This window comes from Pseudomonas sp. 22189 (assembly GCF_052045635.1).
Lineage (GTDB): Bacteria > Pseudomonadota > Gammaproteobacteria > Pseudomonadales > Pseudomonadaceae > Aquipseudomonas > Aquipseudomonas parakoreensis.
Map to the genome: position 1 here is coordinate 16,809 of NZ_JBQEPG010000011.1, position 25,695 is coordinate 42,503.

29 protein-coding genes and 1 tRNA gene are annotated in these 25,695 nt (G+C 58.5%); 7 read left to right on the forward strand and 23 right to left on the reverse strand.

The features are described 5' to 3' along the window. Positions 1–167 precede the first annotated feature (167 nt). From ACTJKS_RS13635 to ACTJKS_RS13650, 4 genes are all read left to right on the forward strand, one after another. Positions 168–1,544 carry an L-serine ammonia-lyase gene (locus ACTJKS_RS13635; RefSeq protein ID WP_198759688.1) on the forward strand — a complete coding sequence of 459 codons (1,377 nt, stop codon included), beginning with the start codon at positions 168–170 and terminating at the stop codon, positions 1,542–1,544. Between the two features lie 51 nt (positions 1,545–1,595). Continuing rightward, on the forward strand, positions 1,596–2,720 hold the full coding sequence (gene gcvT, locus ACTJKS_RS13640) for a glycine cleavage system aminomethyltransferase GcvT (RefSeq protein WP_262948240.1): 1,125 nt from the start codon (positions 1,596–1,598) through the stop codon (positions 2,718–2,720). A 404-nt stretch (positions 2,721–3,124) separates the two neighbouring features. After that, on the forward strand, positions 3,125–3,337 hold the full coding sequence (locus tag ACTJKS_RS13645; RefSeq protein ID WP_007951194.1) for a cold-shock protein: 213 nt from the start codon (positions 3,125–3,127) through the stop codon (positions 3,335–3,337). Positions 3,338–3,434: 97 nt separating this feature from the next. Further along, positions 3,435–3,923 (forward strand): RDD family protein, encoded by a 489-nt coding sequence (locus ACTJKS_RS13650; protein ID WP_041068583.1) that lies wholly within the window; start codon positions 3,435–3,437, stop codon positions 3,921–3,923. Positions 3,924–4,059: 136 nt separating this feature from the next. Here the strand turns inward: ACTJKS_RS13650 and nadA are convergent, their stop codons facing one another. From nadA to ACTJKS_RS13745, 19 genes are all read right to left on the reverse strand, one after another. Beyond that, positions 4,060–5,118 (reverse strand): quinolinate synthase NadA, encoded by a 1,059-nt coding sequence (nadA, locus tag ACTJKS_RS13655; RefSeq protein WP_003227499.1) that lies wholly within the window; start codon positions 5,116–5,118, stop codon positions 4,060–4,062. Positions 5,119–5,389: 271 nt separating this feature from the next. Next, positions 5,390–5,465, reverse strand: a tRNA-Lys gene (locus ACTJKS_RS13660). Positions 5,466–5,527: 62 nt separating this feature from the next. Further along, the gene (gene queC, locus ACTJKS_RS13665; RefSeq protein WP_198759686.1) at positions 5,528–6,220 is read right to left on the reverse strand and encodes a 7-cyano-7-deazaguanine synthase QueC; all 693 of its coding nucleotides are present in this window, start codon (positions 6,218–6,220) and stop codon (positions 5,528–5,530) included. 1 nt (position 6,221) lies between these two features. Then, positions 6,222–6,869, reverse strand: coding sequence for a 7-carboxy-7-deazaguanine synthase QueE (gene queE / locus ACTJKS_RS13670; RefSeq protein ID WP_108183611.1), 648 nt, complete (start codon positions 6,867–6,869; stop codon positions 6,222–6,224). Between the two features lie 166 nt (positions 6,870–7,035). Continuing rightward, complete coding sequence (ybgF, locus tag ACTJKS_RS13675; protein WP_108183612.1) at positions 7,036–7,872, reverse strand: tol-pal system protein YbgF; 837 nt, start codon at positions 7,870–7,872, stop codon at positions 7,036–7,038. Positions 7,873–7,878: 6 nt separating this feature from the next. Further along, positions 7,879–8,376, reverse strand: a complete 498-nt coding sequence (gene pal / locus ACTJKS_RS13680; RefSeq protein WP_003178634.1) for a peptidoglycan-associated lipoprotein Pal — start codon at positions 8,374–8,376, stop codon at positions 7,879–7,881. 52 nt (positions 8,377–8,428) lie between these two features. After that, complete coding sequence (gene tolB / locus ACTJKS_RS13685) at positions 8,429–9,709, reverse strand: Tol-Pal system beta propeller repeat protein TolB (RefSeq protein ID WP_164747834.1); 1,281 nt, start codon at positions 9,707–9,709, stop codon at positions 8,429–8,431. A gap of 17 nt (positions 9,710–9,726) precedes the next feature. Continuing rightward, on the reverse strand, positions 9,727–10,803 hold the full coding sequence (gene tolA, locus ACTJKS_RS13690) for a cell envelope integrity protein TolA (RefSeq protein WP_041068568.1): 1,077 nt from the start codon (positions 10,801–10,803) through the stop codon (positions 9,727–9,729). Further along, a complete protein-coding gene (tolR, locus tag ACTJKS_RS13695) occupies positions 10,803–11,255 on the reverse strand; it encodes a protein TolR (RefSeq protein ID WP_161794900.1) in 453 nt (150 codons plus the stop codon). Before tolR ends, tolA begins: the two co-directional genes overlap by 1 nt. A 23-nt stretch (positions 11,256–11,278) precedes the next feature. After that, complete coding sequence (tolQ, locus tag ACTJKS_RS13700) at positions 11,279–11,974, reverse strand: protein TolQ (protein WP_007912733.1); 696 nt, start codon at positions 11,972–11,974, stop codon at positions 11,279–11,281. Further along, positions 11,964–12,431, reverse strand: a complete 468-nt coding sequence (gene ybgC, locus ACTJKS_RS13705) for a tol-pal system-associated acyl-CoA thioesterase (protein WP_027612533.1) — start codon at positions 12,429–12,431, stop codon at positions 11,964–11,966. The genes tolQ and ybgC overlap by 11 nt, the downstream gene beginning before the upstream one ends. 127 nt (positions 12,432–12,558) lie before the next feature. Next, complete coding sequence (gene ruvB, locus ACTJKS_RS13710) at positions 12,559–13,620, reverse strand: Holliday junction branch migration DNA helicase RuvB (protein ID WP_041068559.1); 1,062 nt, start codon at positions 13,618–13,620, stop codon at positions 12,559–12,561. Next, entirely contained in the window at positions 13,621–14,229 is a 609-nt protein-coding gene (gene ruvA, locus ACTJKS_RS13715) for a Holliday junction branch migration protein RuvA (RefSeq protein ID WP_003227522.1), read from the reverse strand. It abuts the gene before it with no gap. 114 nt (positions 14,230–14,343) lie between these two features. Beyond that, positions 14,344–14,871: a crossover junction endodeoxyribonuclease RuvC gene (ruvC, locus tag ACTJKS_RS13720; RefSeq protein ID WP_007951206.1), complete on the reverse strand. Its 528-nt coding sequence runs from the start codon at positions 14,869–14,871 to the stop codon at positions 14,344–14,346. Positions 14,872–15,008: 137 nt separating this feature from the next. Then, positions 15,009–15,755 (reverse strand): YebC/PmpR family DNA-binding transcriptional regulator, encoded by a 747-nt coding sequence (locus tag ACTJKS_RS13725; RefSeq protein WP_003227527.1) that lies wholly within the window; start codon positions 15,753–15,755, stop codon positions 15,009–15,011. A gap of 127 nt (positions 15,756–15,882) precedes the next feature. Next, on the reverse strand, positions 15,883–17,658 hold the full coding sequence (aspS, locus tag ACTJKS_RS13730) for an aspartate--tRNA ligase (RefSeq protein ID WP_095668473.1): 1,776 nt from the start codon (positions 17,656–17,658) through the stop codon (positions 15,883–15,885). Positions 17,659–17,758: 100 nt separating this feature from the next. Continuing rightward, a complete protein-coding gene (locus ACTJKS_RS13735) occupies positions 17,759–17,980 on the reverse strand; it encodes an FmdB family zinc ribbon protein (protein ID WP_003227532.1) in 222 nt (73 codons plus the stop codon). A gap of 118 nt (positions 17,981–18,098) precedes the next feature. Continuing rightward, positions 18,099–18,449 carry a ribbon-helix-helix domain-containing protein gene (locus ACTJKS_RS13740; protein ID WP_041068547.1) on the reverse strand — a complete coding sequence of 117 codons (351 nt, stop codon included), beginning with the start codon at positions 18,447–18,449 and terminating at the stop codon, positions 18,099–18,101. A gap of 183 nt (positions 18,450–18,632) precedes the next feature. Then, complete coding sequence (locus tag ACTJKS_RS13745; RefSeq protein WP_003227537.1) at positions 18,633–19,103, reverse strand: Dps family protein; 471 nt, start codon at positions 19,101–19,103, stop codon at positions 18,633–18,635. A 310-nt stretch (positions 19,104–19,413) separates the two neighbouring features. Between ACTJKS_RS13745 and ACTJKS_RS13750 the strand changes: the two genes are divergently transcribed. Beyond that, positions 19,414–20,016: a cold-shock protein gene (locus ACTJKS_RS13750; RefSeq protein ID WP_041068544.1), complete on the forward strand. Its 603-nt coding sequence runs from the start codon at positions 19,414–19,416 to the stop codon at positions 20,014–20,016. A 72-nt stretch (positions 20,017–20,088) separates the two neighbouring features. On the opposite strand, the gene ACTJKS_RS13755 is transcribed toward ACTJKS_RS13750, so the two are convergent. Continuing rightward, entirely contained in the window at positions 20,089–20,295 is a 207-nt protein-coding gene (locus ACTJKS_RS13755; RefSeq protein ID WP_007962092.1) for a SlyX family protein, read from the reverse strand. Positions 20,296–20,298: 3 nt separating this feature from the next. Continuing rightward, positions 20,299–20,724, reverse strand: a complete 426-nt coding sequence (locus ACTJKS_RS13760; RefSeq protein ID WP_041068712.1) for an HIT family protein — start codon at positions 20,722–20,724, stop codon at positions 20,299–20,301. An 895-nt stretch (positions 20,725–21,619) separates the two neighbouring features. Here ACTJKS_RS13760 and ACTJKS_RS13765 point away from each other — a divergent pair. Beyond that, entirely contained in the window at positions 21,620–22,969 is a 1,350-nt protein-coding gene (locus ACTJKS_RS13765) for an OprD family porin (RefSeq protein ID WP_041068541.1), read from the forward strand. A 118-nt stretch (positions 22,970–23,087) separates the two neighbouring features. On the opposite strand, the gene ACTJKS_RS13770 is transcribed toward ACTJKS_RS13765, so the two are convergent. Next, positions 23,088–23,930, reverse strand: coding sequence for a mechanosensitive ion channel family protein (locus ACTJKS_RS13770; protein ID WP_041068538.1), 843 nt, complete (start codon positions 23,928–23,930; stop codon positions 23,088–23,090). A 180-nt stretch (positions 23,931–24,110) separates the two neighbouring features. After that, positions 24,111–24,596, reverse strand: a complete 486-nt coding sequence (locus ACTJKS_RS13775; RefSeq protein ID WP_003227548.1) for a YajQ family cyclic di-GMP-binding protein — start codon at positions 24,594–24,596, stop codon at positions 24,111–24,113. Positions 24,597–24,736: 140 nt separating this feature from the next. Between ACTJKS_RS13775 and ACTJKS_RS13780 the strand changes: the two genes are divergently transcribed. Beyond that, on the forward strand, positions 24,737–25,654 hold the full coding sequence (locus tag ACTJKS_RS13780) for a putative 2-dehydropantoate 2-reductase (RefSeq protein WP_198758887.1): 918 nt from the start codon (positions 24,737–24,739) through the stop codon (positions 25,652–25,654). Positions 25,655–25,695: the final 41 nt, after the last annotated feature.

Consider the following 25,695-nt stretch of genomic DNA (forward strand, 5'->3'; position numbering starts at 1 on the left):
GCCCCACCGCTTTATCGCTTTATCTGTAGGAGCTGCCGAAGGCTGCGATCTTTTGATCTTGATCTTAAAACAGGATCAAAAGATCGCAGCCTTCGGCAGCTCCTACAGGGGATGTACTCAGCCTGATATTCCGCCAATTCCTATAACAAGAAACCGGAGAACCACTCATGTCGTTAAGCGTGTTCGACCTGTTCAAGATTGGCATCGGCCCTTCCAGCTCCCACACCGTCGGCCCGATGCGTGCCGCTGCGCGCTTCGCCGAAGGCCTGCGCCGGGAAAACCTGTTGGCCGCCACCGCCAGTGTCCGGGTCGAGTTGTACGGCTCGCTCGGTGCCACCGGCAAGGGTCACGGCAGCGACAAGGCCGTGCTGCTCGGTCTTGAGGGTGAACACCCGGACACCGTCGATACCGAAACTGTCGCCGCGCGCCTGCAGGACATTCGCGGCAATGGCCGGCTGAATCTGCTCGGCGAACACAGCATTGCCTTCAATGAGAAAGAACACCTGGCGATGATCCGCAAACCGTTGGCCTATCACCCCAACGGCATGATCTTTCGCGCATTCGATGCAGCCGGTATTCAGATCCGCAGCCGCGAGTACTACTCGGTCGGCGGCGGTTTCGTCGTCGATGAGGATGCCGCCGGTGCCGACCGCATTGTCGAAGACGCCACACCGCTGACCTTCCCGTTCAAAAGCGCCAAGGACTTGCTCGGCCATTGCGCCACCTACGGTCTGTCGATCAGCCAGGTGATGCTGACCAACGAAAGCGCCTGGCGCCCGGAGGCCGAGACCCGCGCCGGTCTGCTGAAAATCTGGCAAGTGATGCAGGACTGCGTCGCCGCTGGCTGTCGCAACGAAGGCATTCTGCCGGGCGGGCTGAAGGTCAAGCGCCGGGCGGCGGCGCTGCATCGACAGCTGTGCAAGAACCCGGAATCGGCGCTGCGCGATCCGCTGTCGGTGCTCGACTGGGTCAACCTCTACGCCCTCGCCGTCAACGAAGAAAACGCCAACGGCGGGCGCGTGGTCACCGCGCCGACCAACGGTGCGGCCGGGATTATTCCGGCGGTGCTGCATTACTACATGCGGTTTATCCCGGGTGCGAACGATGACGGCGTGGTGCGTTTTCTGCTGACCGCCGCCGCGATCGGCATTCTGTACAAGGAAAACGCCTCGATCTCCGGCGCTGAAGTCGGCTGTCAGGGCGAAGTCGGCGTGGCCTGCTCGATGGCCGCCGGCGCGTTGTGCGAAGTGCTCGGCGGCAGCGTGCAGCAAGTAGAGAACGCCGCGGAAATCGGCATGGAACACAACCTCGGCCTGACCTGCGACCCGATTGGCGGGCTGGTGCAGGTGCCGTGCATCGAGCGCAATGCCATGGGCTCGGTGAAAGCGATCAACGCAGTGCGCATGGCCATGCGCGGCGACGGGCAACACTTCGTCTCGCTCGACAAGGTCATCCGCACCATGCGCCAGACCGGCGCCGACATGAAAAGCAAATACAAGGAGACCGCCCGTGGCGGTCTGGCAGTCAACATTATCGAATGCTAATTAGCCCCCTCTTCCTCCGGGAGAGAGCTGGTATGAATCAAGGAGTCACGCATGTCCACCGAACAACTGTCGAAAACCCCGCTGCACGCTCTGCACCTCGAACTCGGCGCCCGCATGGTGCCGTTCGCCGGCTACGACATGCCGGTGCAATACCCGCTCGGCGTGATGAAAGAGCACCAACACACCCGTGAGCAGGCCGGGCTGTTCGATGTCTCGCACATGGGCCAGATTCGCCTGACCGGCGCCAATGCCGCCAAGGCCCTGGAAACCCTGGTGCCGGTGGACATCATCGACCTGCCGGTGGGCATGCAGCGCTACGCGATGTTCACCAACGACAACGGCGGCATCCTCGACGACCTGATGGTCGCCAACCTCGGTAACGACGAGCTGTTCCTGGTGGTCAACGCCGCGTGCAAGGATCAGGACCTGGCGCATCTGCAAAAGCACATCGGTGATCAGTGCACCATAACGGAGCTGTTCGAAGCGCGCGCGTTGCTGGCGTTGCAAGGTCCGGCTGCAGTCACCGTACTGGCGCGTCTTGCACCAGAGGTGGCGAAGATGACATTCATGCAGTTCAACCGCGTGCAGCTGCTGGGCATCGATTGCTTCGTCAGCCGTTCGGGTTACACCGGTGAAGACGGTTTTGAGATTTCCGTACCGGCAGCCGATGCAGAAAAACTCGCCCGTGCCCTGCTGGCCGAACCGGAAGTCCAGGCCATTGGCCTCGGCGCCCGCGACTCGCTGCGCCTGGAAGCCGGCCTGTGCCTGTACGGCCACGACATGAACACCGACACCACCCCCATCGAAGCCAGCCTGTTGTGGGCGATCTCCAAGCCACGCCGCGCCGACGGCGCGCGAGCCGGCGGTTTCCCGGGCGCAGAGCAAGTATTTGCTCAGCAGCAGAACGGCGTGGCACGCAAACGCGTCGGTCTGCTGCCACAGGAACGTACGCCGGTGCGTGAAGGCGCTGAAATCGTCAACGAAGCGGGCGAAATCATCGGCAGCGTGTGCAGCGGCGGCTTCGGCCCGACCCTAAGCGGGCCGTTGGCGATGGGTTATCTCGACAGCGCTTATGTGGCACTGGACACGCCAGTCTGGGCCATCGTTCGTGGGAAAAAGGTGCAAATGCTTGTAAGCAAAATGCCATTTGTTCCACAACGCTACTATCGTGGTTGATTGACTGTTTCTATAAGTAACGCGATTGCGTTATGCGTGCACTAATGTGTAACGCAATCGCCACAAAAAAGTGCATTTTCTAACATCTGATTCGAATATGAACTTTGCTTATAACGATCGAAAACAATTGAACCCGTTCATCGTCTAAGCCGACACTAGTGGATTGACTAACTGCCAGCAAGCGCAGGAAAACCGGGCCTTCGCGGGGCTTGTTTTTTCTCCCGTAGTTGGCGTAGAGTTTGTCCACTGTGTTTGCATGGGTCAGCTTGGAATCGTGACCTGGGCAGTAGCCTACAAAGTTAGCTACATCCCGCTCGACGTCTTCTTACTCTCCTGCAACCAGCCCCAGTACTCTTTCATGAGAAAGAGACTGTCATCAATTTATGCGTCAAAGGAAATAAGAAATGTCGACACGTCAGAGCGGTACCGTCAAGTGGTTTAACGACGAGAAAGGTTTTGGTTTTATCACTCCAGAAAGCGGTCCGGATCTGTTCGTGCATTTCCGCGCCATTCAGGGCAACGGCTTCAAGAGCCTGAAAGAAGGCCAGAAAGTGACCTTCGTTGCTGTGCAAGGTCAGAAAGGCATGCAGGCTGACGAAGTCATCGCCGAAGCCTGATTTTCTGTCACAAAAAAGCCCCTGATATTGATATCAGGGGCTTTTTTGTGCGCGCGAATCCGTAAAATGGCGCTTCATTTTGCGCCCAGAGGCTGCCATGTCGAAAAACCTGCTCACTCCCCAGGGCGACTTCCCTGCTGTTGGCCTTGGCCGGCGTCTGGCAGCAATGTTCTATGACTTCCTGCTGTGCACCGCCCTGCTGATCGTCACCGGCTTCGTTTACAAGTTGATCCAGGCAGCGATCATCGGTGAAGAACGCCTGCGTGCACTGACCGATGCCGGCAAAATGGATGGCGATCCGCTGTATTCGACGGTGCTGTTGCTGGTGCTGTTTGCGTTCTTCGCCAAGTTCTGGACTCACGGCGGGCAGACACTGGGCATGCAGGTGTGGGGGATTCGAGTGCAGAACGCCGATGGCAGCGCGATCAGCCTGTGGCAGGCGCTGCTGCGCTTCATGGTGTCGATCGCGTCGTGGCTGTGCGCAGGGCTTGGATTTCTCTGGTCGCTGTACGACAAGCAGAAGCGCACCTGGCATGACATCTATTCCGATACCCGTGTGGTGCGGATTCCGAAGAAGAGCAAATAACTTCCTGACACCGAATACCACTGTGGGAGCGAGCCTGCTCGCGAAAGCGTAACATCAGCCGACATTTATGTTTGCTGATTCACCGTCTTCGCGAGCAGGCTCGCTCCCACAGGTTTTGCGGTGTTTCTGAAGGACCTCAGGCGTTACCCGCCAGCTTCATCCGCGCCGCCTGGGTGAAATCCAGCATGCGCTTCAACGGGCGGATCGCCTGCGGAATCAGCGCCGGATCGACAAAGATCTCGTTCGTCCCTTCCTTCAGGCTCTTGAGCGTGCGCTCAAGGGTGTTCATGGCCATCCACGGGCAATGTGCGCAACTGCGGCACGCGGCGCCGTTACCGGCGGTTGGCGCCTCGATGAAGACCTTGTCCGGGCACAACTGCTGCATCTTGTAGAAAATGCCGCGGTCGGTGGCGACGATCAGGGTCTTGTTCGGCAGGCTTTGCGCGGCAGCGATCAACTGACTGGTGGAACCGACGGCGTCGGCCAGCTCGATCACCGAGGTCGGCGACTCCGGGTGCACCAGAATCGCGGCGTCCGGGTACAACGCCTTCATGTCTTCAAGCTGCTTGGACTTGAACTCTTCGTGGACGATGCAGGCACCGTCCCACAGCAGCATGTCGGCGCCGGTCTTGCGCTGAATGTAAGTGCCCAGATGCTTGTCCGGGCCCCAGATGATGGTCTCGCCGTTGTCCATCAGGCTTTCGACGATCTCCAGTGCGCAGCTCGACGTCACCACCCAGTCAGCACGGGCTTTGACTGCGGCCGAAGTGTTGGCGTACACCACCACCGTGCGCTCCGGGTGCTGATCGCAGAACGCCGAGAACTCGTCCACCGGGCAACCGAGGTCCAGCGAGCAGGTCGCGTCCAGGGTCGGCATCAGCACACGTTTTTCCGGGTTGAGGATCTTCGCGGTCTCGCCCATGAACTTCACACCGGCGACCACCACGGTCTTGGCCGGGTGAGCGTTGCCGAAGCGCGCCATTTCGAGGGAGTCGGACACACAGCCGCCGGTTTCTTCGGCCAGGGCCTGAATCACCGGATCGCAATAGAAGTGGGCCACCAGCACCGCGTCCTGAGCCTTGAGCTCGGCGGCGATGGCAGAACGGTAGTAGGCCTCTTCCTCGGCAGTCAGCGGTTTGGGCTGTTTGGCATCGAGGTGGGCTTGAACCAGAAGGCGTTCGGAAATCTGCGTCATGTTCGCAAGACCTGCAGGCGCTTTCGCGCGAAAGTCGAGTATACACCCGGCTCCGGACCACTTGAGGGTACCGCCGGGAGAGTGAGTATTATCAGGCACGGACAGCATTGAAGCTGCGCAAGGCTACAGAATATCCCGTTGATACAAAAGATGATTCTGACCTGTGTCAGCGCAGGCAATGATGAAAGGAGCGGTGCCTGATTCGCAGGCAAAAAAAAACCCGGAAATCCTCACTTTCGTGGGCCTTCCGGATTTTCTAAACCGCCAAATATGGTGGGTCGTGTGGGATTCGAACCTACGACCAATTGGTTAAAAGCCAACTGCTCTACCAACTGAGCTAACGACCCGCTGTGTGGTGGCGCGTATAATACTGATTTTTAAGGACTATTCAACACCTTTTTGAAAAAAATCAAAAATAAGGTGTTGGATCGCTTACACCGGCCGCTTCGAAGCCTTCTGCACGCAGGCGGCAGCTGTCGCATTTGCCGCACGCACGGCCTTCATCGTCCGCCTGATAGCAGGAAACGGTCAGGCCATAATCGACGCCCAGCTTCACGCCCGCCTGGACGATCTGCGCCTTGCTCAGGTTCTGCAGCGGCGCCTGGATACGGAAACCGTTGCCTTCCACGCCCGCCTTGGTTGCCAGGTTGGCCATGCGCTCGAACGATTCAATGAACTCGGGACGGCAATCCGGGTAACCGGAATAGTCCACGGCGTTGACGCCGATAAAGATGTCACGCGCGCCGATTACTTCGGCCCAGCCCAGTGCCAGTGATAGAAACACCGTGTTGCGCGCCGGCACGTAGGTCACCGGGATGCCCTCGCCCAGCTCTTCCGGGATGTCGATGCTGGTGTCGGTCAGCGCCGAGCCGCCCATGCCGTTGAGGTTCAGGCCGATCACTTTGTGCTCGACCACACCCAGATCGCGAGCGACGCGCGCGGCGGCATGCAGCTCCGCATGAGAGCGCTGGCCGTAATCGAAACTCATGGTGTAGCAGGCGTAACCTTCAGCCCGGGCCATCGCGACCACAGTGGCCGAATCGAGGCCACCCGATAACAGGATTACCGCACGTTTTTCGTGAGTGTTCAGTTGTTCAGTCATATCAGCGCCCCGGCTCGTCATTCCATAGATATTTATGCAGCTGCAACTGCAACCGCACCGGCAGGTTATCTGCCACCACCCAGTCCGCCAGATCCCTGGCATTGAGGTCATGATGACTTGGGGAAAACAGCACTTCACCCGCACGGCGATCAAGACCGTACTGGATCAGCTTCGAGACCGCCCAGTCATAGTCGTCCCGCGAGCAGATGACAAACTTCACCTGATCGTTGGGCGTCAACAGTTCGATGTTTTCGTAGCGGTTGCGGTGCGCCTCTTTGGAGTCCGGCGTCTTCAGGTCGACAACGCGACTGACGCGCGGATCGACCGCCGAGATATCGAGCGCACCGCTGGTTTCCAGTGACACTTCATAACCGGCATCGCACAGCTGCTTGAGCAAAGGGATGGCATTGGGCTGTGCCAGCGGTTCACCGCCGGTCACACAGACGTAGCGCGGGCGAAACCCGGCCACTTGCTCGAGGATGTCGTCGAGGGTGCGGACCGTACCGCCGCTGAACGCATAGGCACTGTCGCAGTATTGGCAACGCAATGGGCAACCGGTCAGGCGCACAAAAACCGTGGGCAGCCCGGCAGTCCGCGTTTCCCCCTGCAACGAGTAGAAAACTTCGGTGATTCTCAATGTGTCTTGCATAGTCGCCACGGGCGTAACAGCTAAACAGGCTGTCCGCCTCCGTCAGGCACTTCAGGCAACCCCGCCAACGCGTAGATCACCAGAAGCGTGTTTCAGAAAAAGGGCGTGAATTCTAACGAAAAAACCCGCGACAAGCGCGGGTTTCTTCCAAACGGGTCAAACACACTTACATGCGTTGCAGATCGCGTTGGGCCAACTGAGCAGCGGAGGTCCCCGGGTATTGGGAAACCACCTGTTGCAGAATGCCTTTGACCTTGTCGGTATGACCGAGGCGGCGTTCTACGTCAGCCAGCTTGTACAGCGAATCCGGCACTTTGGCGTGCTTGGGATAGAGCTGTGAAACCTTGGCAAAAGCCTGACCTGCACCTTGCAGATCGCCCTTGGCCAGGTTCACTTCGCCCAACCAGTACTGGGCATTGCCCGCATATTGACTGTTCGGGTATTTGCGCAGGAATGCCGAGAAAGCCTGGCTGGCCTTGTCGAAATCCTTGGCTTTGATCAGGTCGAAAGCCGCATCGTAATACAGCTTTTCCTTGGCCGGATCACCCGGTTCGCTACTGGCAGCAGGTGCCTGGGCAGCAGCAGCCCCGGCGCCAGCGGCAGCACCGGCAGCAGCACTTGCATCGCCACCGGCAGAAGAATTCTCAGGAGTCGCGTCAGGTGCAGCACCGGATCCTATGCGCCGATCAAGATCCTGGTATCGCTCCAGGGATTCCTGTTTCATGCGCGCAACCTGATTCTGCAGTTCTTCGATCACACCTTGCTGGCGCGATATCTGATCCTGCATCTGTTGCAGTTGGTTGAACAGCATGCCCTGTGCCGAGGCAGGGGCCGAAGCCGCTCCCCCGGCATAGGCGCCGTTCGTACCGTAACCCGCAGGCGGATAACTGCTCCCGCTATTGTTATAACCGGAGTTGTCATCGACCACAGGAACCGCAGCCCACGCCGCAAGCGGCGCGAGGCTGAGAGCCAGAACAGTTACAGCACGACGGCACGTTCGCATATCGAATTACTTACGCAGTTCGACGCGACGGTTTTGAGCCCAGGACTGCTCGTCGTTGCCGGTAGCAACTGGACGCTCTTCGCCGTAGGAAACCAGTTCCAGCTGAGCTGGGGAAACACCTTGCAGTACCAGGTAGCGCTGAACGGCTTTCGCACGACGCTCGCCCAGTGCCATGTTGTACTCACGAGTACCACGTTCGTCGGTGTTGCCTTCCAGAACAACGCGAGCGCCGTTTGCTTTCAGGTCTTTGGCGTGAACGTCCAGAGCGCGCATGGCTTCTGGCTTCAGGTCCGAGCTGTCGTATTCGAAGTAGAAGGTGGTGATTGCGCGCAGAGCAGCTTCTTCGCTCAGGGAACCGTCAACGGCACCAGTGTTTGCGCCGTAACCAGCGTTTGGATCAACAGCGCCTTCACCGGCGTTGTCGCCGCCTTTGGACGAGCAACCTACAGCTACAGCCATGGCCAGAGCCAGCGCAGCAAATTTACCAAACTTCAGCATTTCCATCGTGAAACTCCTAATGAACCCCAGTGTGTTAAGTAAAACGTAAAGCGCCGCGTCAGTTCAGGTAAGGGGACCAGGACGGTTCTCTGACTTCGCCTTGTGCGGTAGGAAGCGGGAGCCTCACGCGTCCATTAATGGACACGAGCATCAAGACTCCCCGGCCCTGCTGGCGGGTGGCGTAGATTACCATGGTGCCGTTGGGCGCAACAGTGGGTGACTCGTCCAGAGTGCTATCAGTGAGGATCTTTACACTGCCTCGCTGCAAATCCTGGGCCGCCACCTTGAAATTGGTGAAACCGTCCTGGCGATGGATCATCACCAGGGTCTTTTCATCAGCCGAAAGCTTCGGGTTGGCGTTGTAGTTGCCAATGAAGGTCACACGCTCGGCACCACCGCCGCTGGCGCTGGTCTTGTAGATCTGCGGCTTGCCGCCACGGTCCGAGGTGAAGTAGATGGTCGAACCATCCTTGCCCCAGTACGGTTCGGTGTTGATGCCAGGACCAGCCGTCACGCGAGTGATCTGACGCGAACCCAGGTTCATCACATAGATGTCCGGGTTGCCGTCTTTCGACAGTACGAACGCCAGGCGATTGCCATCCGGCGACCAGGCTGGTGCGCCGTTCAGGCCTTCGAAGTTGGTGATCTGCTCACGGCGACCGGTGTCGATGTTCTGCATGAAGATCCGTGGACGCTTCTGCTCGAACGACACGTAGGCGATGCGCTTGCCATCCGGTGCGAAACGCGGCGACAGGATCGGCTCGCGCGATTGCAGCAGAGTCACGGCACGGGCACCGTCGTAGTCCGAACGCTGCAGGGTGTAGCGAGTGTTCTTCTCGGAGAAACGCTCGGCTGTCACGTACAGCAGGCGGGTCGAAAACGCACCTTTGATACCGGTGAGTTTTTCGAACGACTGATCCGAAATGAAGTGCGCCATGTCGCGCAGTTGCTCGGTGGTACCGGAAACACTGCCGTCAGCCACTTTCTGCTCGGTAGCCACGTTGAACAGTGCCCACTGAACCTGCAGACGACCGCCCGCTGGCGCAATGCTGCCGACCATCATGTATTGAGCACCCACCGCCTTCCAGTCACGGAAGATGATTTCGCTCGGCTGGCTTGGCTGGCTGATCATGTTTTGCTTAGGAATCGGCGAGTAGTAGCCCGAGTTCCGCAAATCGTTACCAATGATTTCAGCCATATCGTCCGGCAGCACCGCACCGCCCTGCATGCCGAACGGTACGACGGCAATCGGAGTCGCCCGATCGCTGCCGCTGGTGACCAGAATGTTCTTTTCATCAGCCATCGCGATCCCTGCCATGCAGCAGATCACGACCAGCATTCCTCGAAGAAGGTTTCTCACAAGGCTAGATCCTCAGGTGTGAATGTCATCTTGAATGAACGATACGGAGCGAAATCGCTCGGCTTCATTCCCTGCATTTCCGTCAAACGTCCAATATTTTTGACCGCCGCGACCGCCGAAGCATCGAACGGACCGTCGCCACTGGATTTGGCCACGCTGACCGAAGTCACCGTACCGTCCGGCAACATGCCGATTTGCAGCACGACCGTCATGCCTTTGCGTGCCGAAGGAGGACGAGCCCAGCCTTCCGCTGCCCGCGCACGAATCAGGTCATCGAAACTGCCCGCGACTTCGTCACCCTGCTCATCGGCCAAGGCCTGCTGACGCTGTGGCGTATCGGAAAGCAAATCTGCCAGGGCCTGAGCCTTTTTCTCTTCGGCGGATTTACGTGCCGCTTCCTGCGATTTTTTCTTCGCAGCATCGGCAGCAGCTTTCTTCTTCGCTTCGTCGGCGACTTTCTTCTTCGCCTCTTCAGCTTCAGCTTTTTTCTTGGCGTCTTCGGCGGCTTTCTTCTTCGCGTCTTCGACGATCTTCTTCTTGGCTTCTTCAGCGGCCGCTTTCTTGGCCTCTTCTTCAGCCGCCTTCTTGGCTTCTTCTTCGGCTTTCTTCTTGGCTATATCAGCCAATTGTTTCTCTTCTGCCTTCTTGGCCTCGGCTTTTTTCGCATCGTCGGCTTTCTTGGCTTCATCAGCCTTTTTCGCCTCGTCCGCTTTCTTCGCCTCGTCGGCCTTCTTGGCTTCCTCGGCCTTTTGAGCCGCTTCTTCTTTCTTTTGTTCCGCAGCCTTCACCGCTTCCTGCTCGACCTTTTTCTGTTCCATCTGCTCGACTTCGGTCTGGCGCGCGGCGGATTTCTTCGCCTCACCCGCAATCTTCTGATTGGTCTGGGTGGTTGCCTGACTTTTCGATTTCAGCTGGTACAGGGTCGCCTGGACAATCGGCTTGGCCGGCGGCAACTCGGGTGTGAAGGCGAAACTGACGAACAGCATGCCGAACACCAGCACGTGCAGGACAATCGCCAGAACACTGGGCCAGAAGTAGCTTTCCGAGGCGGACGGCTCTCGCTGTTGCTGCATCAGGGGGCCTCGGTAATCAAACCAACATTACCGACCCCGGCTTTCTGCAACCCGCCCATGGCACCCATGACGGCGCCGTAGTCGACCGACTTGTCGCCACGGATAAAGACCTGGGTACGCTTGCCGCCTTCGGTGCCGGCGCGAATGATCTTGGTCACTGCGTCAGTCATCTGTGGCAGCGTCATTGCCCTGTCCTGCTGCTTTTCAGTATCGACTTCGCTGCCAAGGTTCCAGTAGTAGGTCTTGTCAGCCTTGATCGAAATGGTCAGCACCTGAGTGTTGTTGTCCTGCGGCAAGGCTTCGCTGGAAACCTTGGGCAGATCCACTTTCACGCCCTGATTGAGCATCGGCGCGGTCACCATGAAGATAACCAGCAGCACCAGCATCACGTCGATGTATGGCACCACGTTCATCTCGGCGACCGGCTTGCGCTTGTTTCGGGCTCGAGCGATTAAAGCCATCGGGAAATACCTGCTTATTCTTCGCTGGTGTGCACTTTGCGGTGCAGGATCGCCTGGAACTCATCGGCGAAGGTGTAGTAGCGGCTCAGCAAGGTTTCGCTGCGGGCAGAGAAACGGTTGTAAGCGATAACGGCCGGGATCGCGGCGAACAGGCCGATCGCGGTGGCGATCAGGGCTTCGGCGATACCCGGGGCCACGGTGGCCAGGGTCGCCTGCTGGGCGCTGGCCAGACCACGGAAGGAGTTCATGATGCCCCACACGGTACCGAACAGACCGATGTACGGGCTGACCGAACCCACGGTGGCGAGAAACGGCAGGCTCTGCTCCAGCTTCTCTTCCTCGCGGGAGATGGCAACGCGCATGGCCCGCGCCACACCTTCCATCACCGCTTCCGGGTCAACACCTGGCTGCTGACGCAGACGGGAGAATTCCTTGAAGCCGGCACGGAAGATCTGCTCCACGCCGGAATCCGGATCCGGGTTGCTGCCGGCCTGACGGTACAGCTTGGACAGGTCGATACCCGACCAGAAGCGCTCTTCAAAGCTCTCCAGGGCGCGTCGACCGGCGCGCAGCAGATTGCTGCGCTGAAAGATCATGATCCATGAGGTCACCGATGCGGCCACCAGGGTCAACATTACCAACTGCACCACGATGCTGGCATTGCTGACCAGGCTCCACATGGAGGAATGGTCGACGACGTTAGCTTCCACGCTTTATCTCCTGCTTTGAGTGTGTACCCGTGCCGCCCGCGTCGGCAAAGGCCGCACGCAAGGATTCGGGCATGGCCCGGGGTTTCAAACTGTCGGTGCGCACGCAGGCCACCAGAAACTGCCCTTCACAGAGCAGCACATTATCCGTGGCCCGCCTGACCTGCTGTTTGAAGCGCAGGCTGGCACGGTTCAATTCGATTACATCAGCGCTTACCAGCAGTTCGTCGTCCAGTCGCGCCGGCGCGTGGTAACGCGCTTCGCTGGAATGCACGACAAACAACAGGTCCTCCCCGGCCAGTTCCGACTGGGCAAAGCCCAGCGTCCGGAGCCGCTCGGTTCGAGCCCGTTCCATAAACTTGAGGTAATTAACGTAATACACGATGCCGCCCGCATCGGTGTCCTCGTAATAAACGCGACAACGATGTGCGAACGGCTCAAGCCCGTTTTGCGCGCGCATACTCTAGTGCTTACTCCTCGGGTTGCCAATCCGGCCAGGCAACTGTTTTTTCAGTGTTTAAGGCTTTACCGCAAAAGTACCGTCCTGTGACAGTACAAACGCTGAATAAATCGCCAAAAAATGTGTATCAATCGTCCACGGCATCGAGAAACTCGTCTGCCACGGGCATTTCACCCATTCGTGACGGAATGTTTAAACCGAAATGCAGGTACGCATGCCGTGTCACCACCCTGCCCCGTGGCGTACGCATGATGTAGCCCTGTTGAATCAGGTACGGCTCCAGCACATCTTCGATGGTGTGGCGCTCTTCGCTGATCGCCGCCGCGAGGCTGTCGATGCCCACCGGGCCGCCATCGAACTTCTCGATCATGGTCAGCAGCAAGCGCCGGTCCTGGTGATCGAAGCCGTGTTCGTCGACGTCCAGCAGGTTCAACGCCAGATCGGCCACCGACTTGGTGATATGGCCCTTGGCGCGCACTTCAGCAAAATCGCGCACCCGACGCAGTAGACGATTGGCGATTCGCGGCGTACCACGGGCACGACGAGCGATTTCGAAAGAACCCTCCGGATCCAGTGGCAGTCCGAGAATAGACGCCGAACGACTGACAATCGTCGCCAGATCCGCCGTGCTGTAGAACTCAAGACGCTGGACGATACCGAAGCGGTCACGCAACGGATTGGTCAGCATGCCGGCACGGGTTGTGGCGCCCACGAGAGTGAACGGTGGCAGATCCAGCTTGATCGAGCGTGCCGCCGGCCCTTCACCGATCATGATGTCGAGCTGGAAGTCCTCCATCGCCGGGTACAGCACTTCTTCAACGATGGGTGACAGACGATGGATTTCGTCGATGAACAACACGTCGTGCGGCTCAAGGTTGGTCAGCAGAGCCGCCAGATCGCCCGGACGTTCAAGTACCGGACCGGACGTGCTCTTGATCGACACGCCCATTTCCTCGGCGATGATGTTGGCCAGCGTGGTTTTGCCCAGACCCGGCGGGCCGAAGATCAGCGTGTGGTCGAGGGATTCACTACGGCCACGCGCCGCCTGGATGAACAGTTCCATCTGCTCGCGCACGGTCGGCTGGCCAATATAGTCGGCCAGACTGACCGGGCGAATGGCCCGATCCTGGACTTCTTCGCGCTCGCGCGGACTGTGCGCGGCGGCGATCAGACGATCAGCTTCAATCACTTAAATCATTCCCTTCAGGGCGCGGCGGATCAGGTCTTCACTGCTCAAATTCTTGTCCTTGATGGCGGTAATCGCCTTGCTCGCTTCCTGCGGCTTGTAACCCAGGGAAATCAGCGCACTGACGGCATCGTTCTCGGCAGTGTTGACCGGTGCCGGGCCGTCCGGCTGGTTCGGCACCAGAGCGAACATGGCTGGCGAGGTTTCCCAGGCCTTGAAGCGATCCTTGAGTTCGACCAACAGGCGCTCAGCGGTTTTCTTGCCGACACCCGGGACCTTGGTCAACGCCGAGGTGTCCTGCGATTGCACGCAGCGGATCAGCTCATCGACCTCCAGACTCGACATCAGCGCCAGGGCCAGTTTCGGCCCGACACCATTGAGACGGATCAACTCACGAAAAAAGTCTCGCTCACGCTTGCCAGCGAAACCATAGAGTAACTGCGCGTCTTCGCGTACGACCAAATGGGTGTGCAGCGTCAGCGGTTCACCGACCGACGGCAGACGATAAAGGGTGGTCATGGGCACTTCCAGCTCATACCCGAGGCCGTTTACATCCAGAATCAGGTGCGGCGGCTGTTTCTCAGCCAGGGTGCCGCGCAAGCGTCCAATCACGTTTCAGATCCTTGAGCGTTGGCCAGCCGTGGGCTGGCGACAGATGGAAGGCGGGAATCGGGCCGACGACCCAGGCGCGAAATCCGCATTCCGCAAAAATGATTGCTGATGCTATCAGAGACGCAGGCGCCCGCCACGACTGCGTGCGGTTCCCAAACCATGCGGCAGCAGGCTGGAACGGGTATGCGCGTGACAGATGGCAATGGCCAGGGCATCCGAGGCATCGATCTGCGGCTTGCTGGTCAGCTTGAGCATGTGCATGACCATCATCTGCACCTGTTCTTTATTGGCCGCGCCGGTGCCGACCACGGCTTGCTTGACCTGAGTCGCGGTGTACTCGGCAATCTCCAGGCTCTCCTCGGCGCCAGCCACAATGGCGGCGCCGCGGGCCTGCCCGAGTTTGAGGGCGGAATCGGCGTTTTTCGCCATGAACACTTTTTCGATGCCCATGGTCACCGGGCCATAGGTCTGAATGATTTCACGCACACCGCGATAAACGATCTGCAGCCGCTCATGCAGCTCGCCAGCGCCGGTACGGATGCAGCCCGAGGCCACATAGATGCAGCCGCCACGTCCGGTATCGCGAACAATCCCGTAACCGGTGATGCGCGAGCCGGGGTCGATACCCAGAATTAATGTCATAACGCCTGCAGAAATTGATGCGAAAGCTGAGGGTACATGTAGGAGCTGCCGAAGGCTGCGATCTTTNATCGCAGCCTTCGGCAGCTCCTACAGGTGAATTGTAGAGCCATCAAAAACTGCGACCTTTGTATTTTGCATCAGCCGAGCTGAGCGGCCACGTCTTCCGGAATGTCCGCGTTGGAATAGACGTTCTGCACGTCATCCAGATCCTCAAGCATGTCGATCAGCTTGAGCACCTTCTCCGCGCCTTCCAGATCCAGTTCGGCGCTGGTGGTCGGCTGCATGACGATTTCCGCGTCGTCGCCCTTGAACCCCGCCGCTTCCAGCGCGTTGCGCACGGCATAGAAGCTGGTGAACGAGGTGAACACGTCGATCGAGCCGTCTTCATGGCTGACCACGTCGTCGGCATCGGCCTCCAGCGCCGCTTCGGTCAGGGCGTCTTCATCGACGCCCGGGGCGAAGCTGATCTGCCCCTTGCGCTCGAACAGGTAAGCCACCGAACCGTCGGTGCCGAGGTTGCCGCCACATTTGCTGAATGCATGGCGGACAGCTGCAGCGGTACGGTTGCGGTTGTCGGTCATGCATTCGACCATCACCGCCACGCCGCCCGGGCCGTAACCTTCATAGGTCAGCTCTTCAACGTTATCCGCTTCCGTCGCACCGGCGCCACGTGCCACGGCGCGGTCGATGATGTCGCGGCTCATGTTCGCACCGAGGGCCTTGTCCAGGGCCAGGCGCAGACGCGGGTTGGAACCCGGATCGCCGCCGCCCTGACGGGCCGCAACGGTCAGTTCACGGATCCACTTGGTGAAGATCTTGCCTCTCTTGGCATCCTGACGTTCTTTGCGGTGCTTGATGTTCGCCCACTTGGAATGACCTGCCATAACTCGCTCCGAATTCTCTTGAAACGTTGCCCGCCCTGCTCACGCAGTGGCCAGCCAACAAAAAATCTCGACCTGCTCTCTATAGAAAGAAAAAAGGCGCATCCGAAGATGCGCCTTCAGGCCCGTCTTACTCAGCCTTTGGCGTTTCGCGCAAACGAATGTGCAGCTCGCGCAGCGCCTTGGCATCCACCACACCCGGCGCTTGCGTCATGACGTCCGCAGCACTCTGGGTTTTCGGGAAAGCAATCACTTCACGGATCGACTGGGCGCCGGTCATCAGCATCACCAGACGGTCCAGACCGAAGGCCAGACCACCGTGCGGCGGCGCACCGTACTTCAGCGCGTCGAGCAGGAAGCCGAACTTCTCTTCCTGTTCCGCTTCGTTGATGCCCAGCAGGCGGAACACCGCTTGCTGCATTTCCTTGCGGTGGATACGGATCGAACCGCCGCCCAGCTCGGTGCCGTTCAGTACCATGTCGTAGGCACGGGACAGAGCGCCGGCCGGGTTGGCTTCCAGCTCTTCAGGCGAGCACTTCGGCGCGGTGAACGGGTGGTGCAGTGCCGAGAAGCTGCCGTCGTCGTTTTCTTCGAACATCGGGAAGTCGACGACCCACATTGGCGCCCACTTGCAGGTCAGCAGGTCGAGGTCGTGGCCCAGCTTGATACGCAGCGCGCCGAGGGCTTCGCTGACGATCTTGGCCTTGTCGGCGCCGAAGAACACGATGTCGCCGTCAACTGCACCAACGCGATCAAGGATCACGTTCAGGTTGGCTTCAGGGATGTTTTTCACGATCGGCGATTGCAGACCGTCAACACCGGCAGCGCGCTCGTTGACCTTGATGTACGCCAGGCCCTTGGCACCGTAGATGCCGACGAACTTGGTGTAGTCGTCGATCTGCTTGCGCGGCATGCTCGCTCCGCCTGGAACGCGCAGTGCAGCGATACGGCATTTCGGATCGTTGGCCGGGCCGCTGAACACCTTGAATTCGACTTCTTTGAGTTGATCGGCAACGTCGACCAGTTCCAGCGGGTTACGCAGGTCTGGCTTGTCGGAACCGTAACGACGCATGGCTTCTTCAAAGGTCATGTGCGGGAATTCGCCGAATTCCAGATCCAGCACTTCCTTGAACAGGTTGCGGATCATGCCTTCGGTCAGGCCCATGATGTCTTTTTCGTCGAGGAAGCTGGTCTCGATGTCGATCTGAGTGAACTCAGGCTGACGGTCGGCACGCAGGTCTTCGTCACGGAAGCACTTGGCGATCTGGTAGTAGCGGTCGAAACCGGCAACCATCAGCAGTTGCTTGAACAGCTGAGGCGATTGCGGCAAGGCGAAGAAGGAACCGGCGTGAGTACGGCTCGGCACCAGGTAGTCGCGAGCACCTTCCGGGGTCGCGCGGGTCAGGATCGGCGTTTCCACGTCAAGGAAGCCGTTCTCGTCGAGGAAGCGACGGATACTGGTGGTCATGCGCGAACGCAGACGCAGCTTCTCGGCCATTTCCGGACGACGCAGATCGAGGAAGCGGTAGCGCAGGCGGGTTTCTTCGCCGACGTCGGAGTATTCGTTGAGCGGGAACGGCGGGGTTTCCGCTTCGTTCAGCACTTCCAGCTCGTAGCCCAGCACTTCGATCATGCCCGACGCCATGTTGGCATTGGTTGCACCGGCCGGACGCAGACGCACCTTGCCGGTGATTTTCACCACGTACTCGCTGCGCACGCGATCGGCGGCGGCGAAGCTTTCGGCGCGATCCGGATCGAACACCACCTGAGCCAGACCATCACGATCACGGATATCGAGGAAAATCACCCCGCCGTGGTCGCGACGACGGTGAACCCATCCGCAAAGGGTAATTTCCTGGCCTTCCAGGCTTTCGTTCAGTTGGCCGCAATAATGGCTGCGCATCATGGTAGTGGTTTCGCTTCTCGTAATTCGAAATTCGGTGGAGATACCGTCGCACTCAAGCACTGCGGAATCTCACGCGTGTCGTTCGACATGGGCCTGAACCCTAGTCAGATTTGTCGCCACCGGCCAGATTCTTCTTGGCTCCGGTCTTGAAATCGGTTTCGTACCAACCGCTGCCGCTGAGGCGAAAACCCGGCATGGACAGCTGTTTTTTGAGCTCTGGCGCCTGACAGGCAGGGCAGTCGACCAGCGGTGCCTCGCTGATCTTTTGAATGGCTTCCAACTGATGACCACAGGAAGCACATTGGTAATCGTACATCGGCATGGGGGTGTCTCGGCGATCAGATTGCCACCGCGCGCAGGGCTTTGCGGCGAAAGAGCGGGATTATATCCATTAAATGCGGGCTGTGCAGCCGTAAGACTGCACAGCCCGCCACGTCATTTCAAGTATTGGTCGTTCCGGGCATGACGGTCGCCGGGGTATCCCGCAGACCATTCATCACACACACCACCCGCACCAGACCGCTGAAGTTTTTCACCCCGCCGTGGCGCAGGTGCACTTCACGGTCCACATGTGACAGCAGCGTGCTGACCGAACAGCCGTTGTGCCCGGCCATGTCACCAAGAATGTTCCAGTAAACCTGCTCGAGCCTCAAGCAAGTGGCAAACCCGTTCAAACGCACTGACCTTGCCAGCGGCCGGATCAACTCAAAATCAAAATCGCTGACAAACGGATCGACCTTCATTTCCCGTTGCGAACCGACATGCTCGCATCGCCTGTCTCCACCTACCATATCGCTGACACTCCTTTGCCATCGCTGCTTGTAATAAAGACAACATCCTGTGCCTTCATAAAAACGCAGACGCAAAGTCAGCGCCAGATGACTAGTTGCCCAGCGACGTAGGATAAGCCGACATGTTCAGTAAGATTTGAAACAGTACGCGGACATCCCCCCGGACATCCGCGCAAACGCTTGTCAGGTCTCGAGCAACGCGCGCAGCATCCACGCAGTCTTCTCATGCACCTGCATGCGCTGGGTCAGCAGGTCGGCTGTCGGCTCGTCACTGACCTTGTCCAACAGCGGGAAGATCCCGCGAGCGGTACGAGTCACAGCCTCTTGGCCCTCGACCAACTGTTTGATCATGTCCTCGGCGCTTGGCACGCCGACTTCCTCTTTAATGGAGGAGAGTCGCGCGTAAGTCGCGTAGGCACCCGGCGCCGGAAAACCCAGGGCGCGGATACGCTCGGCGATCAGATCCACCGCCAGCGCCAGCTCGTTGTATTGCTCTTCGAACATCAGATGCAGGGTCCTGAACATGGGACCTGTGACGTTCCAGTGGAAGTTATGAGTTTTCAGATACAGCACGTAGGTGTCCGACAACAACCGCGACAGCCCCTCGACGATGGACTTGCGGTCTTCTTCACTGATACCGATATCGATTGCCATGCTTACCCCCTAAGGCGATTGAATTCATCCAACAGGTGCAGACCCACTCTAGCAAGGCAGCCGCGACCTCGCAGCCGGCAATTTTCGCTCGCTGTGCGACAAATCGACCGGGCAGGTGCCGCTGGCCGGGGTGATTTGAGTCGCTGCAGGCTTTGCTGTTAAATAGGCAGTGTGTCGCTATGCCCCATTTTTCGGGGCCTCGCGCATAGGCTGATGCCGGGCACGTGTCCAACGCCTCTTTATTGTTTCCGAAGCGAACCGTGCGCCTTCAGCTCTTCCTTGTGAGCCGTCATAACGTGAGCCAATCAAAATGTTGAAAATCGTCCACCTGCTAATGGGCGCAGCGGCCTTGCTGCTGTCGTTCATACCCAGCTTGAAAGCCGAAGCTGTTCCTTACCTGCAACAACCCGATGCACTTTACCTGGCCTTTTTCGGCCTGCTGAACCTGGTCATCGCTCCAGTGATTCCTTACTGGAACAAAGGCCCGCGCCAGCATCTGCAAAATCTGGTCAGCGCTCTTCTCGTGCTGACTGTCGTCCTGCAAACCCTGACCCTGATCGCACCAATGCCTGTCATCGCCGGTCAACCGGCCGTGTTGTTCAGTCTGGTAATCGCCTTGGTTGCCGTGGTCCTGCATCTGGCCATCAGCTTCTACAAGTCTTCACCGGCCGCCGCACCGACTACCTATGACATGAGCAACCGCGATACCGGTACCGTCAAGTGGTTCAACACTTCCAAAGGGTTCGGCTTCATCTCCCGGGATTCCGGCGATGATATTTTCGTGCACTTTCGTGCAATCCGTGGCGAAGGCCACCGCGTCCTGGTCGAAGGCCAACGCGTGGAGTTCTCGGTGATGAACCGGGACAAAGGCCTGCAAGCCGAGGACGTGATCGCCGCCCTGCCGCGTCGCTGATTCGAGGCAACAAAAAACCGCGAGCAGCCAGGCTGCTCGCGGTTTTTTTACGCCTGCACAAACGTGTTGGCATCAGTAATGCGGCGGTGGTGCTTCTTCCTCGAAAGAATCGAACTGCCCGACCATCTCCTCCTGACGCTTGAGCAACGCCGCCATTTGCAACTGCAGGCGCTCGATCACGCGCTGCTGCGCCACCAGCTCATCGTTCAACGCCTGAATGGTGTCATCCTGAAACGCCAGGCGGCTTTCCAGATCGGTAACGCGCTCTTCAAGGTTCATGGTTCAACCCTCCAGAAACGTGAAGTGTTCGGTCAGCACCAGACTCAGCCGCTCACGAATGCCCGCCACCTCCTCGGCACTGTAGGGTCTGGCCGGGTGTTTACCCCAGACCGGCGCCGGCCAGGCCGCGTCATCACGCTTGCGCACGATCACATGCATGTGCAACTGGCTGACAACGTTGCCCAGCGTCGCAACGTTCAACTTGTCGGCGTCGAACAGATCCTTCAGCAGCTCGGCCAGCGCCGTGGTTTCCTGCCACAACTGCTGCTGGTCGGCGACATCCAACTGAAACAACTCGCTGATATCGTCGCGACGAGGCACCAGGATGAACCACGGGTAATTGGCATCGTTGGACAGCAGCAGCCGGCAGAGCGGGAAATCGCCGATGGTCAGGGTGTCCTGTTGAAGTCGTGAATCTAAAGCAAACACTGCGTGCACTCCCGGCTGATCGACATAATTCAGCTTAGCGGCCGTGAACGACAGGCGACACACCAAGCGACAGGCAGGCAGCATACCTGCGAATCCATCAGGCTTCACGAGCGCCGTGCCCGCCCAGGCCATCACAGCCCAGGCAAGGGACATTTGCAGAGACCGCGCACCATTACAGCGCCAGGACGGTGCCCGGACACGGGCAAACACCCGAAATGGGCAGGTTCATTCGACAGCAGGCTCGTCACAAGCTGTATGAATCCGGTACAGCCTGTAAATTTTTTGCACCAAAACCGCACAGTGCGTCTACGCTCAGTGCGTCGGGCATCCGCCAAATACTCACTGACGGGGTGAACCGGTAACGTTTTTGGTTGTCATGGCCCCACGCGAACCTGACAACACGATGCAAAGGTATGCGTCAAGCCCCTGATACAAAAGGGCTTGAACCCCCGTTTTTATGCGGTTTTTACAGCGAAAGGCGGGTGTGCAGAAAAATAAACGTGGCAACCCTGCACTTTGTGCACGCTTGTTGCATTGAGACACACATGGTCTATAGCGCACCACGGGAAGTGGCAGCTTGAGACCAAACAAATACGGTGGCAGGGTTGCCCCAATGGAGATTCAAGTGTTTTGCCAGGGACTCTTTTTTACCGATGCAAAAAGGCCCAGAAACAGCGATAAAGTTGTCAGCCCGGCTGCATGGGTAACGTGAATTTGCGACATCAACCCAGCTGTTTGCGACGTCGTCGTAAAGATCATGAAAGGTTGTATGAGCAAGTATCGCCAACATTGTCGGCGTGATATAAGTTTGCGCCGACACAAAAAGAAAGAGCCGCCCAGATAATAAAACAGGTGGGACGGCAGTACTCTTCTAAAACCAAAGGAGCAAATCACGATGCGCGTGATGAAGTGGAGCACAATCGCACTGGCAGTTGCAGCAGCAGCCAGCACTCAGTTGGCTACGGCCGCCCCGTTTGTTAGTGACCAGGCAGAAGCCAAAGGTTTCGTTGAAGATGCAAAACTCACCGAAACGTTGAAGAACTACTACTTCAACCGCGACAACAAGAACGGCGGCCACGACCAGAAAGACTGGACTCAGGGCTTTCTCGGTAACTTCACTTCCGGTTACACCCAAGGCACCGTAGGCGTCGGTATCGATGCATTCGGTTACCTGGCGGTCAAACTGGATGGCGGTGATGGTACTTCCGGCACCGGTAACATGAGCCGTAGCGACACCGTCAAAGCCAACGGTTATGCACACGACGTTAACGACAGCCAAGGCAAAGCCGGCGCAGCCGTTAAATTCCGCATCTCCAAAACCGAGCTGAAATTTGGCGACATGCAGCCAAGCACCGCTCCGGTATTCGCTGTTGGCGGCTCCCGTATCCTTCCGCAAACGGCCACTGGCTTCCAGTTGCAGAGCAGCGAAGTCAAAGACCTTGACCTCGAAGCCGGTCACTTCTACTCGGCCACCAGCCAGGACAAAAACGCTCGTGAAGGCGGCCTTTACGCCACTTACGCGGGTGTTGAAGCCAAAAACATCGACTACTTCGGTGGCAAATACGGCATCACTGACAACCTGACTGCCTCGCTGTACGGCGCCAAGCTGGAAGACATCTGGAACCAGTACTACGCCAACGTGAACCTCACCACCCCATTCGGTGGCGACACTTCGCTGAACACTGACTTCAACATCTACCGCACCACCGACACCGGCAGCGCCAAAGCGGGCGACATCAGCAACACCGCCTTCTCGCTGGCAACCGCCCTGTCGTTCCTGAAGGCACACACCTTCACCCTGGCCTTCCAGAAGGTCAACGGCGACACTCCGTTCGACTACATCGGCGTAGGCAAGAACAACCGTGGTGGCGACTCGATCTTCCTCGCCAACTCCATCCAGTACTCCGACTTCAACGGTGCAGGCGAGAAATCCCTGCAAGCCCGTTACGACCTGAAAATGGCCGAGTACGGCGTTCCTGGCCTGAGCTTCATGGTTCGTTACGTTAAAGGTTGGGATATCGACGGTACCCACACTCCAGCGGGTAGCGCTTACGCCGGCCTGTACGGTGAAGACGGTAAACACCACGAAACCAACTTCGAAGCCAAGTACGTTGTTCAGTCTGGCCCAGCAAAAGACCTGTCCTTCCGCATCCGTCAAGCCTGGCACGTTGCTAACGCTGACGAAGGCGAAGGCGACGTTAAAGAGTTCCGCCTGATCACCGAATACCCACTGAACATCCTGTAATTATCAGTGGTTAGTTTGGAAGCATAAAAAAAGGCCCATCTTCGGATGGGCCTTTTTTATTGCCTGTCACTTGCCATAAATGCCTGACCAACAAGTCAGGCATTTAATTAGCAACCTATCATTGTGTAGCTGTTTCCTGAACCACACGAATCACCCGCTGTGGAAACGGAATATCAATACCGGCCGTCTTCAAACGATCACGCGACTGTTCGTTAAACATGAACATCACGTCCCAGTAGTCTGCAGTTTTAACCCATACACGCAGGGAAACAGTGATCGAACTGTCACCCAGCGTCGAAATGACCGCTTGTGGCGCAGGGTCCTGCAATACGCGCTCATCCTTGGCCAGATCCAGCAGTACCTGACGGGCTTTCTGCAGATCCGCTTCGTAATCCACACCCACGTCGAACACCACTTTACGGGTTGGCTGACGGTTGGTGTTGGTGATGATGCCGTTCGACAGATTGCCGTTCGGGACGATGATGGTCTTGTTGTCACCGGTACGCAGCACGGTGTGGAAAATCTGGATGCTGTCGACAGTACCCGCCACGCCTTGCGCTTCGATCCAGTCACCGATACGGAATGGACGGAACAGCAGAATCAGCACGCCGCCGGCGAAATTCGCCAGGCTGCCCTGCAACGCCAGACCGATGGCCAGGCCAGCAGCACCGATCGCGGCCACGAACGAGGTGGTTTCCACGCCGATCATCGAGGCCACGCTGACGATCAGCAACACCTTGAGGATGATGTTCGCCAGGCTGCTGATAAAGCCTTGCAGCGCCAGGTCGGCATTGCGCAGGGCCAGCAGACCGCCAAGCTTTTGCGTGACCTTGTTGATCAGCCACCAGCCGATCGCCAGGGTAATCACCGCCAGCAGCACACGACTGCCGTATTCCATGATCATCGGAATCCACGCCTGGGACGCCTTGACCAGGTTGTCTACCTCAGCATTCAAATCCATCTTCCATCTCCTGATTTCCGGCTACCCGGGCTGTAAAAAATCAGCGGCAGAAACCGCCAGGTATACATAAAACAATGTGGGAGCGAGCTTGCTCGCGAAGGCGATGTGTCAGTCAACTCATGGCTGAATGACATACAGCTTTCGCGAGCAAGCTCGCTCCCACAATTCTTCTGACCGGACTTAGTCGCGGAAGTTGTTGAACTGCAGCGGCATGCCGAATTCCTTGGCACGCAGGGCCGCGATGGCTTCCTGCAGGTCATCGCGTTTCTTGCCGGTCACGCGCACCTGTTCGCCCTGAATGGCGGCCTGCACCTTGAGCTTGGCGTCCTTGATGTGAGCGACGATTTTCTTCGCCAGCTCCTTGTCGATGCCTTCCTTGAGGATCGCGTCCTGCTTCATCAGTTTGCCCGAGGCATAAGCGTCTTTGACTTCAAGGCACTGCACATCGATCTTGCGCTTGGTCAGGGCCAGCTTGAGGATCTCGATCATCGCTTCCAGCTGGAACCCGGCTTCAGCGGTGAGGTTGACGGTCAGGTCCTTTTCCTTGAACTCGAAGCTGCCTTTGCCTTTCAGGTCATAACGACGATCGAGTTCCTTCACGGCGTTCTCGACCGCGTTGGTCAGCTCGTGTTTGTCCAGTTCGGATACCACGTCGAACGACGGCATGTAGTCTCTCCAATAAAAAGGCGCGCTCGATCAGGAGGGAGCGCGCTTGGCTTGCGGTTAAAATCCGGCTCATTATAACGGGTCTTTTCCCACCGACACGGCGAGCCTTGCATGCCAGTACCTTACCGAGTGAAAAACTGATGTCCACCCCTTGGCACGTTCTCGGCGCCGGCAGCCTCGGCACCCTCTGGGCCACGCGTCTGGCCCGCGCGGGTCTGCCGGTGCGGCTGATCGTGCGTGATGCCGAGCGTTTGCGCAGCTATCAGGCGGCCGGCGGGCTGACCCTGGTCGAGCACGGCGCAGCCACCACCTACGCCGTCCCCGCGCAAACGGCGGATGACCCAGAGCCGATCCGTCGCTTGCTGGTCGCCTGCAAAGCCTATGACGCCGAAAGCGCGGTCGCCCGCCTCGCCCCGCGCCTGAGCGCAGATGCCGAGCTGATCCTGCTGCAGAACGGCCTCGGCAGTCAGGACGCGGTCGCAGCGGTGGTTCCGCAGGCACGCTGCATCAGCGCCTCCAGCACCGAAGGCGCATTCCGCGACGGCGACTGGCGCGTGGTGTTTGCCGGGCACGGTTTCACCTGGCTGGGCGATGCCGGTCATCCGGTGGCGCCGATCTGGCTGGACGACCTGCAAGCGGCGAACATCCCCCACGAATGGAGCACCGACATCCTCACCCGGCTGTGGCGCAAGCTGGCGCTCAATTGTGCGATCAATCCTTTGACCGTGCTTCACGATTGCCGTAACGGCGGACTGGAGCAGCATCAATGCGAAGTCGCCACGCTGTGCGCGGAACTGGCCGAGTTGCTGGAGCGTTGCGGTCAACCGGATGCGGCGCTCAATCTGCAACAGGAAGTCGAACGAGTGATCCACGCCACGGCGGCCAACTACTCGTCGATGTATCAGGACGTGGCGAACCAGCGCCGCACCGAAATCAGCTACTTGCTGGGCCACGCCTGCAAAGTCGCCACCCGTCATCAACTGAACCTGCCGCACCTCAAGCAATTGCAGCAGCGACTGGTCGAGCATCTGCGCAGCCTTGGATTGCCCAGCGACTGAGCAGCGGCTACGCTGCCCACTTGTTCCTCTGCTGCGATAAA

Excerpts from the sequence above, each read along its gene's own strand:
- ACTJKS_RS13635 (WP_198759688.1), top strand. The coding sequence starts at position 168 with ATGTCGTTAAGCGTGTTCGACCTGTTCAAGATTGGCATCGGCCCTTCC.
- gcvT (WP_262948240.1), top strand. The coding sequence starts at position 1,596 with ATGTCCACCGAACAACTGTCGAAAACCCCGCTGCACGCTCTGCACCTC.
- ACTJKS_RS13645 (WP_007951194.1), top strand. The coding sequence starts at position 3,125 with ATGTCGACACGTCAGAGCGGTACCGTCAAGTGGTTTAACGACGAGAAA.
- ACTJKS_RS13650 (WP_041068583.1), top strand. The coding sequence starts at position 3,435 with ATGTCGAAAAACCTGCTCACTCCCCAGGGCGACTTCCCTGCTGTTGGC.
- nadA (WP_003227499.1), bottom strand. The coding sequence starts at position 5,118 with ATGACGCAGATTTCCGAACGCCTTCTGGTTCAAGCCCACCTCGATGCC.
- queC (WP_198759686.1), bottom strand. The coding sequence starts at position 6,220 with ATGACTGAACAACTGAACACTCACGAAAAACGTGCGGTAATCCTGTTA.
- queE (WP_108183611.1), bottom strand. The coding sequence starts at position 6,869 with ATGCAAGACACATTGAGAATCACCGAAGTTTTCTACTCGTTGCAGGGG.
- ybgF (WP_108183612.1), bottom strand. The coding sequence starts at position 7,872 with ATGCGAACGTGCCGTCGTGCTGTAACTGTTCTGGCTCTCAGCCTCGCG.
- pal (WP_003178634.1), bottom strand. The coding sequence starts at position 8,376 with ATGGAAATGCTGAAGTTTGGTAAATTTGCTGCGCTGGCTCTGGCCATG.
- tolB (WP_164747834.1), bottom strand. The coding sequence starts at position 9,709 with ATGCTGGTCGTGATCTGCTGCATGGCAGGGATCGCGATGGCTGATGAA.
- tolA (WP_041068568.1), bottom strand. The coding sequence starts at position 10,803 with ATGCAGCAACAGCGAGAGCCGTCCGCCTCGGAAAGCTACTTCTGGCCC.
- ybgC (WP_027612533.1), bottom strand. The coding sequence starts at position 12,431 with ATGCGCGCGCAAAACGGGCTTGAGCCGTTCGCACATCGTTGTCGCGTT.
- ruvC (WP_007951206.1), bottom strand. The coding sequence starts at position 14,871 with ATGACATTAATTCTGGGTATCGACCCCGGCTCGCGCATCACCGGTTAC.
- ACTJKS_RS13725 (WP_003227527.1), bottom strand. The coding sequence starts at position 15,755 with ATGGCAGGTCATTCCAAGTGGGCGAACATCAAGCACCGCAAAGAACGT.
- aspS (WP_095668473.1), bottom strand. The coding sequence starts at position 17,658 with ATGATGCGCAGCCATTATTGCGGCCAACTGAACGAAAGCCTGGAAGGC.
- ACTJKS_RS13735 (WP_003227532.1), bottom strand. The coding sequence starts at position 17,980 with ATGCCGATGTACGATTACCAATGTGCTTCCTGTGGTCATCAGTTGGAA.
- ACTJKS_RS13740 (WP_041068547.1), bottom strand. The coding sequence starts at position 18,449 with ATGGTAGGTGGAGACAGGCGATGCGAGCATGTCGGTTCGCAACGGGAA.
- ACTJKS_RS13745 (WP_003227537.1), bottom strand. The coding sequence starts at position 19,103 with ATGGCAATCGATATCGGTATCAGTGAAGAAGACCGCAAGTCCATCGTC.
- ACTJKS_RS13750 (WP_041068544.1), top strand. The coding sequence starts at position 19,414 with ATGTTGAAAATCGTCCACCTGCTAATGGGCGCAGCGGCCTTGCTGCTG.
- ACTJKS_RS13755 (WP_007962092.1), bottom strand. The coding sequence starts at position 20,295 with ATGAACCTTGAAGAGCGCGTTACCGATCTGGAAAGCCGCCTGGCGTTT.
- ACTJKS_RS13765 (WP_041068541.1), top strand. The coding sequence starts at position 21,620 with ATGCGCGTGATGAAGTGGAGCACAATCGCACTGGCAGTTGCAGCAGCA.
- ACTJKS_RS13770 (WP_041068538.1), bottom strand. The coding sequence starts at position 23,930 with ATGGATTTGAATGCTGAGGTAGACAACCTGGTCAAGGCGTCCCAGGCG.
- ACTJKS_RS13775 (WP_003227548.1), bottom strand. The coding sequence starts at position 24,596 with ATGCCGTCGTTCGACGTGGTATCCGAACTGGACAAACACGAGCTGACC.
- ACTJKS_RS13780 (WP_198758887.1), top strand. The coding sequence starts at position 24,737 with ATGTCCACCCCTTGGCACGTTCTCGGCGCCGGCAGCCTCGGCACCCTC.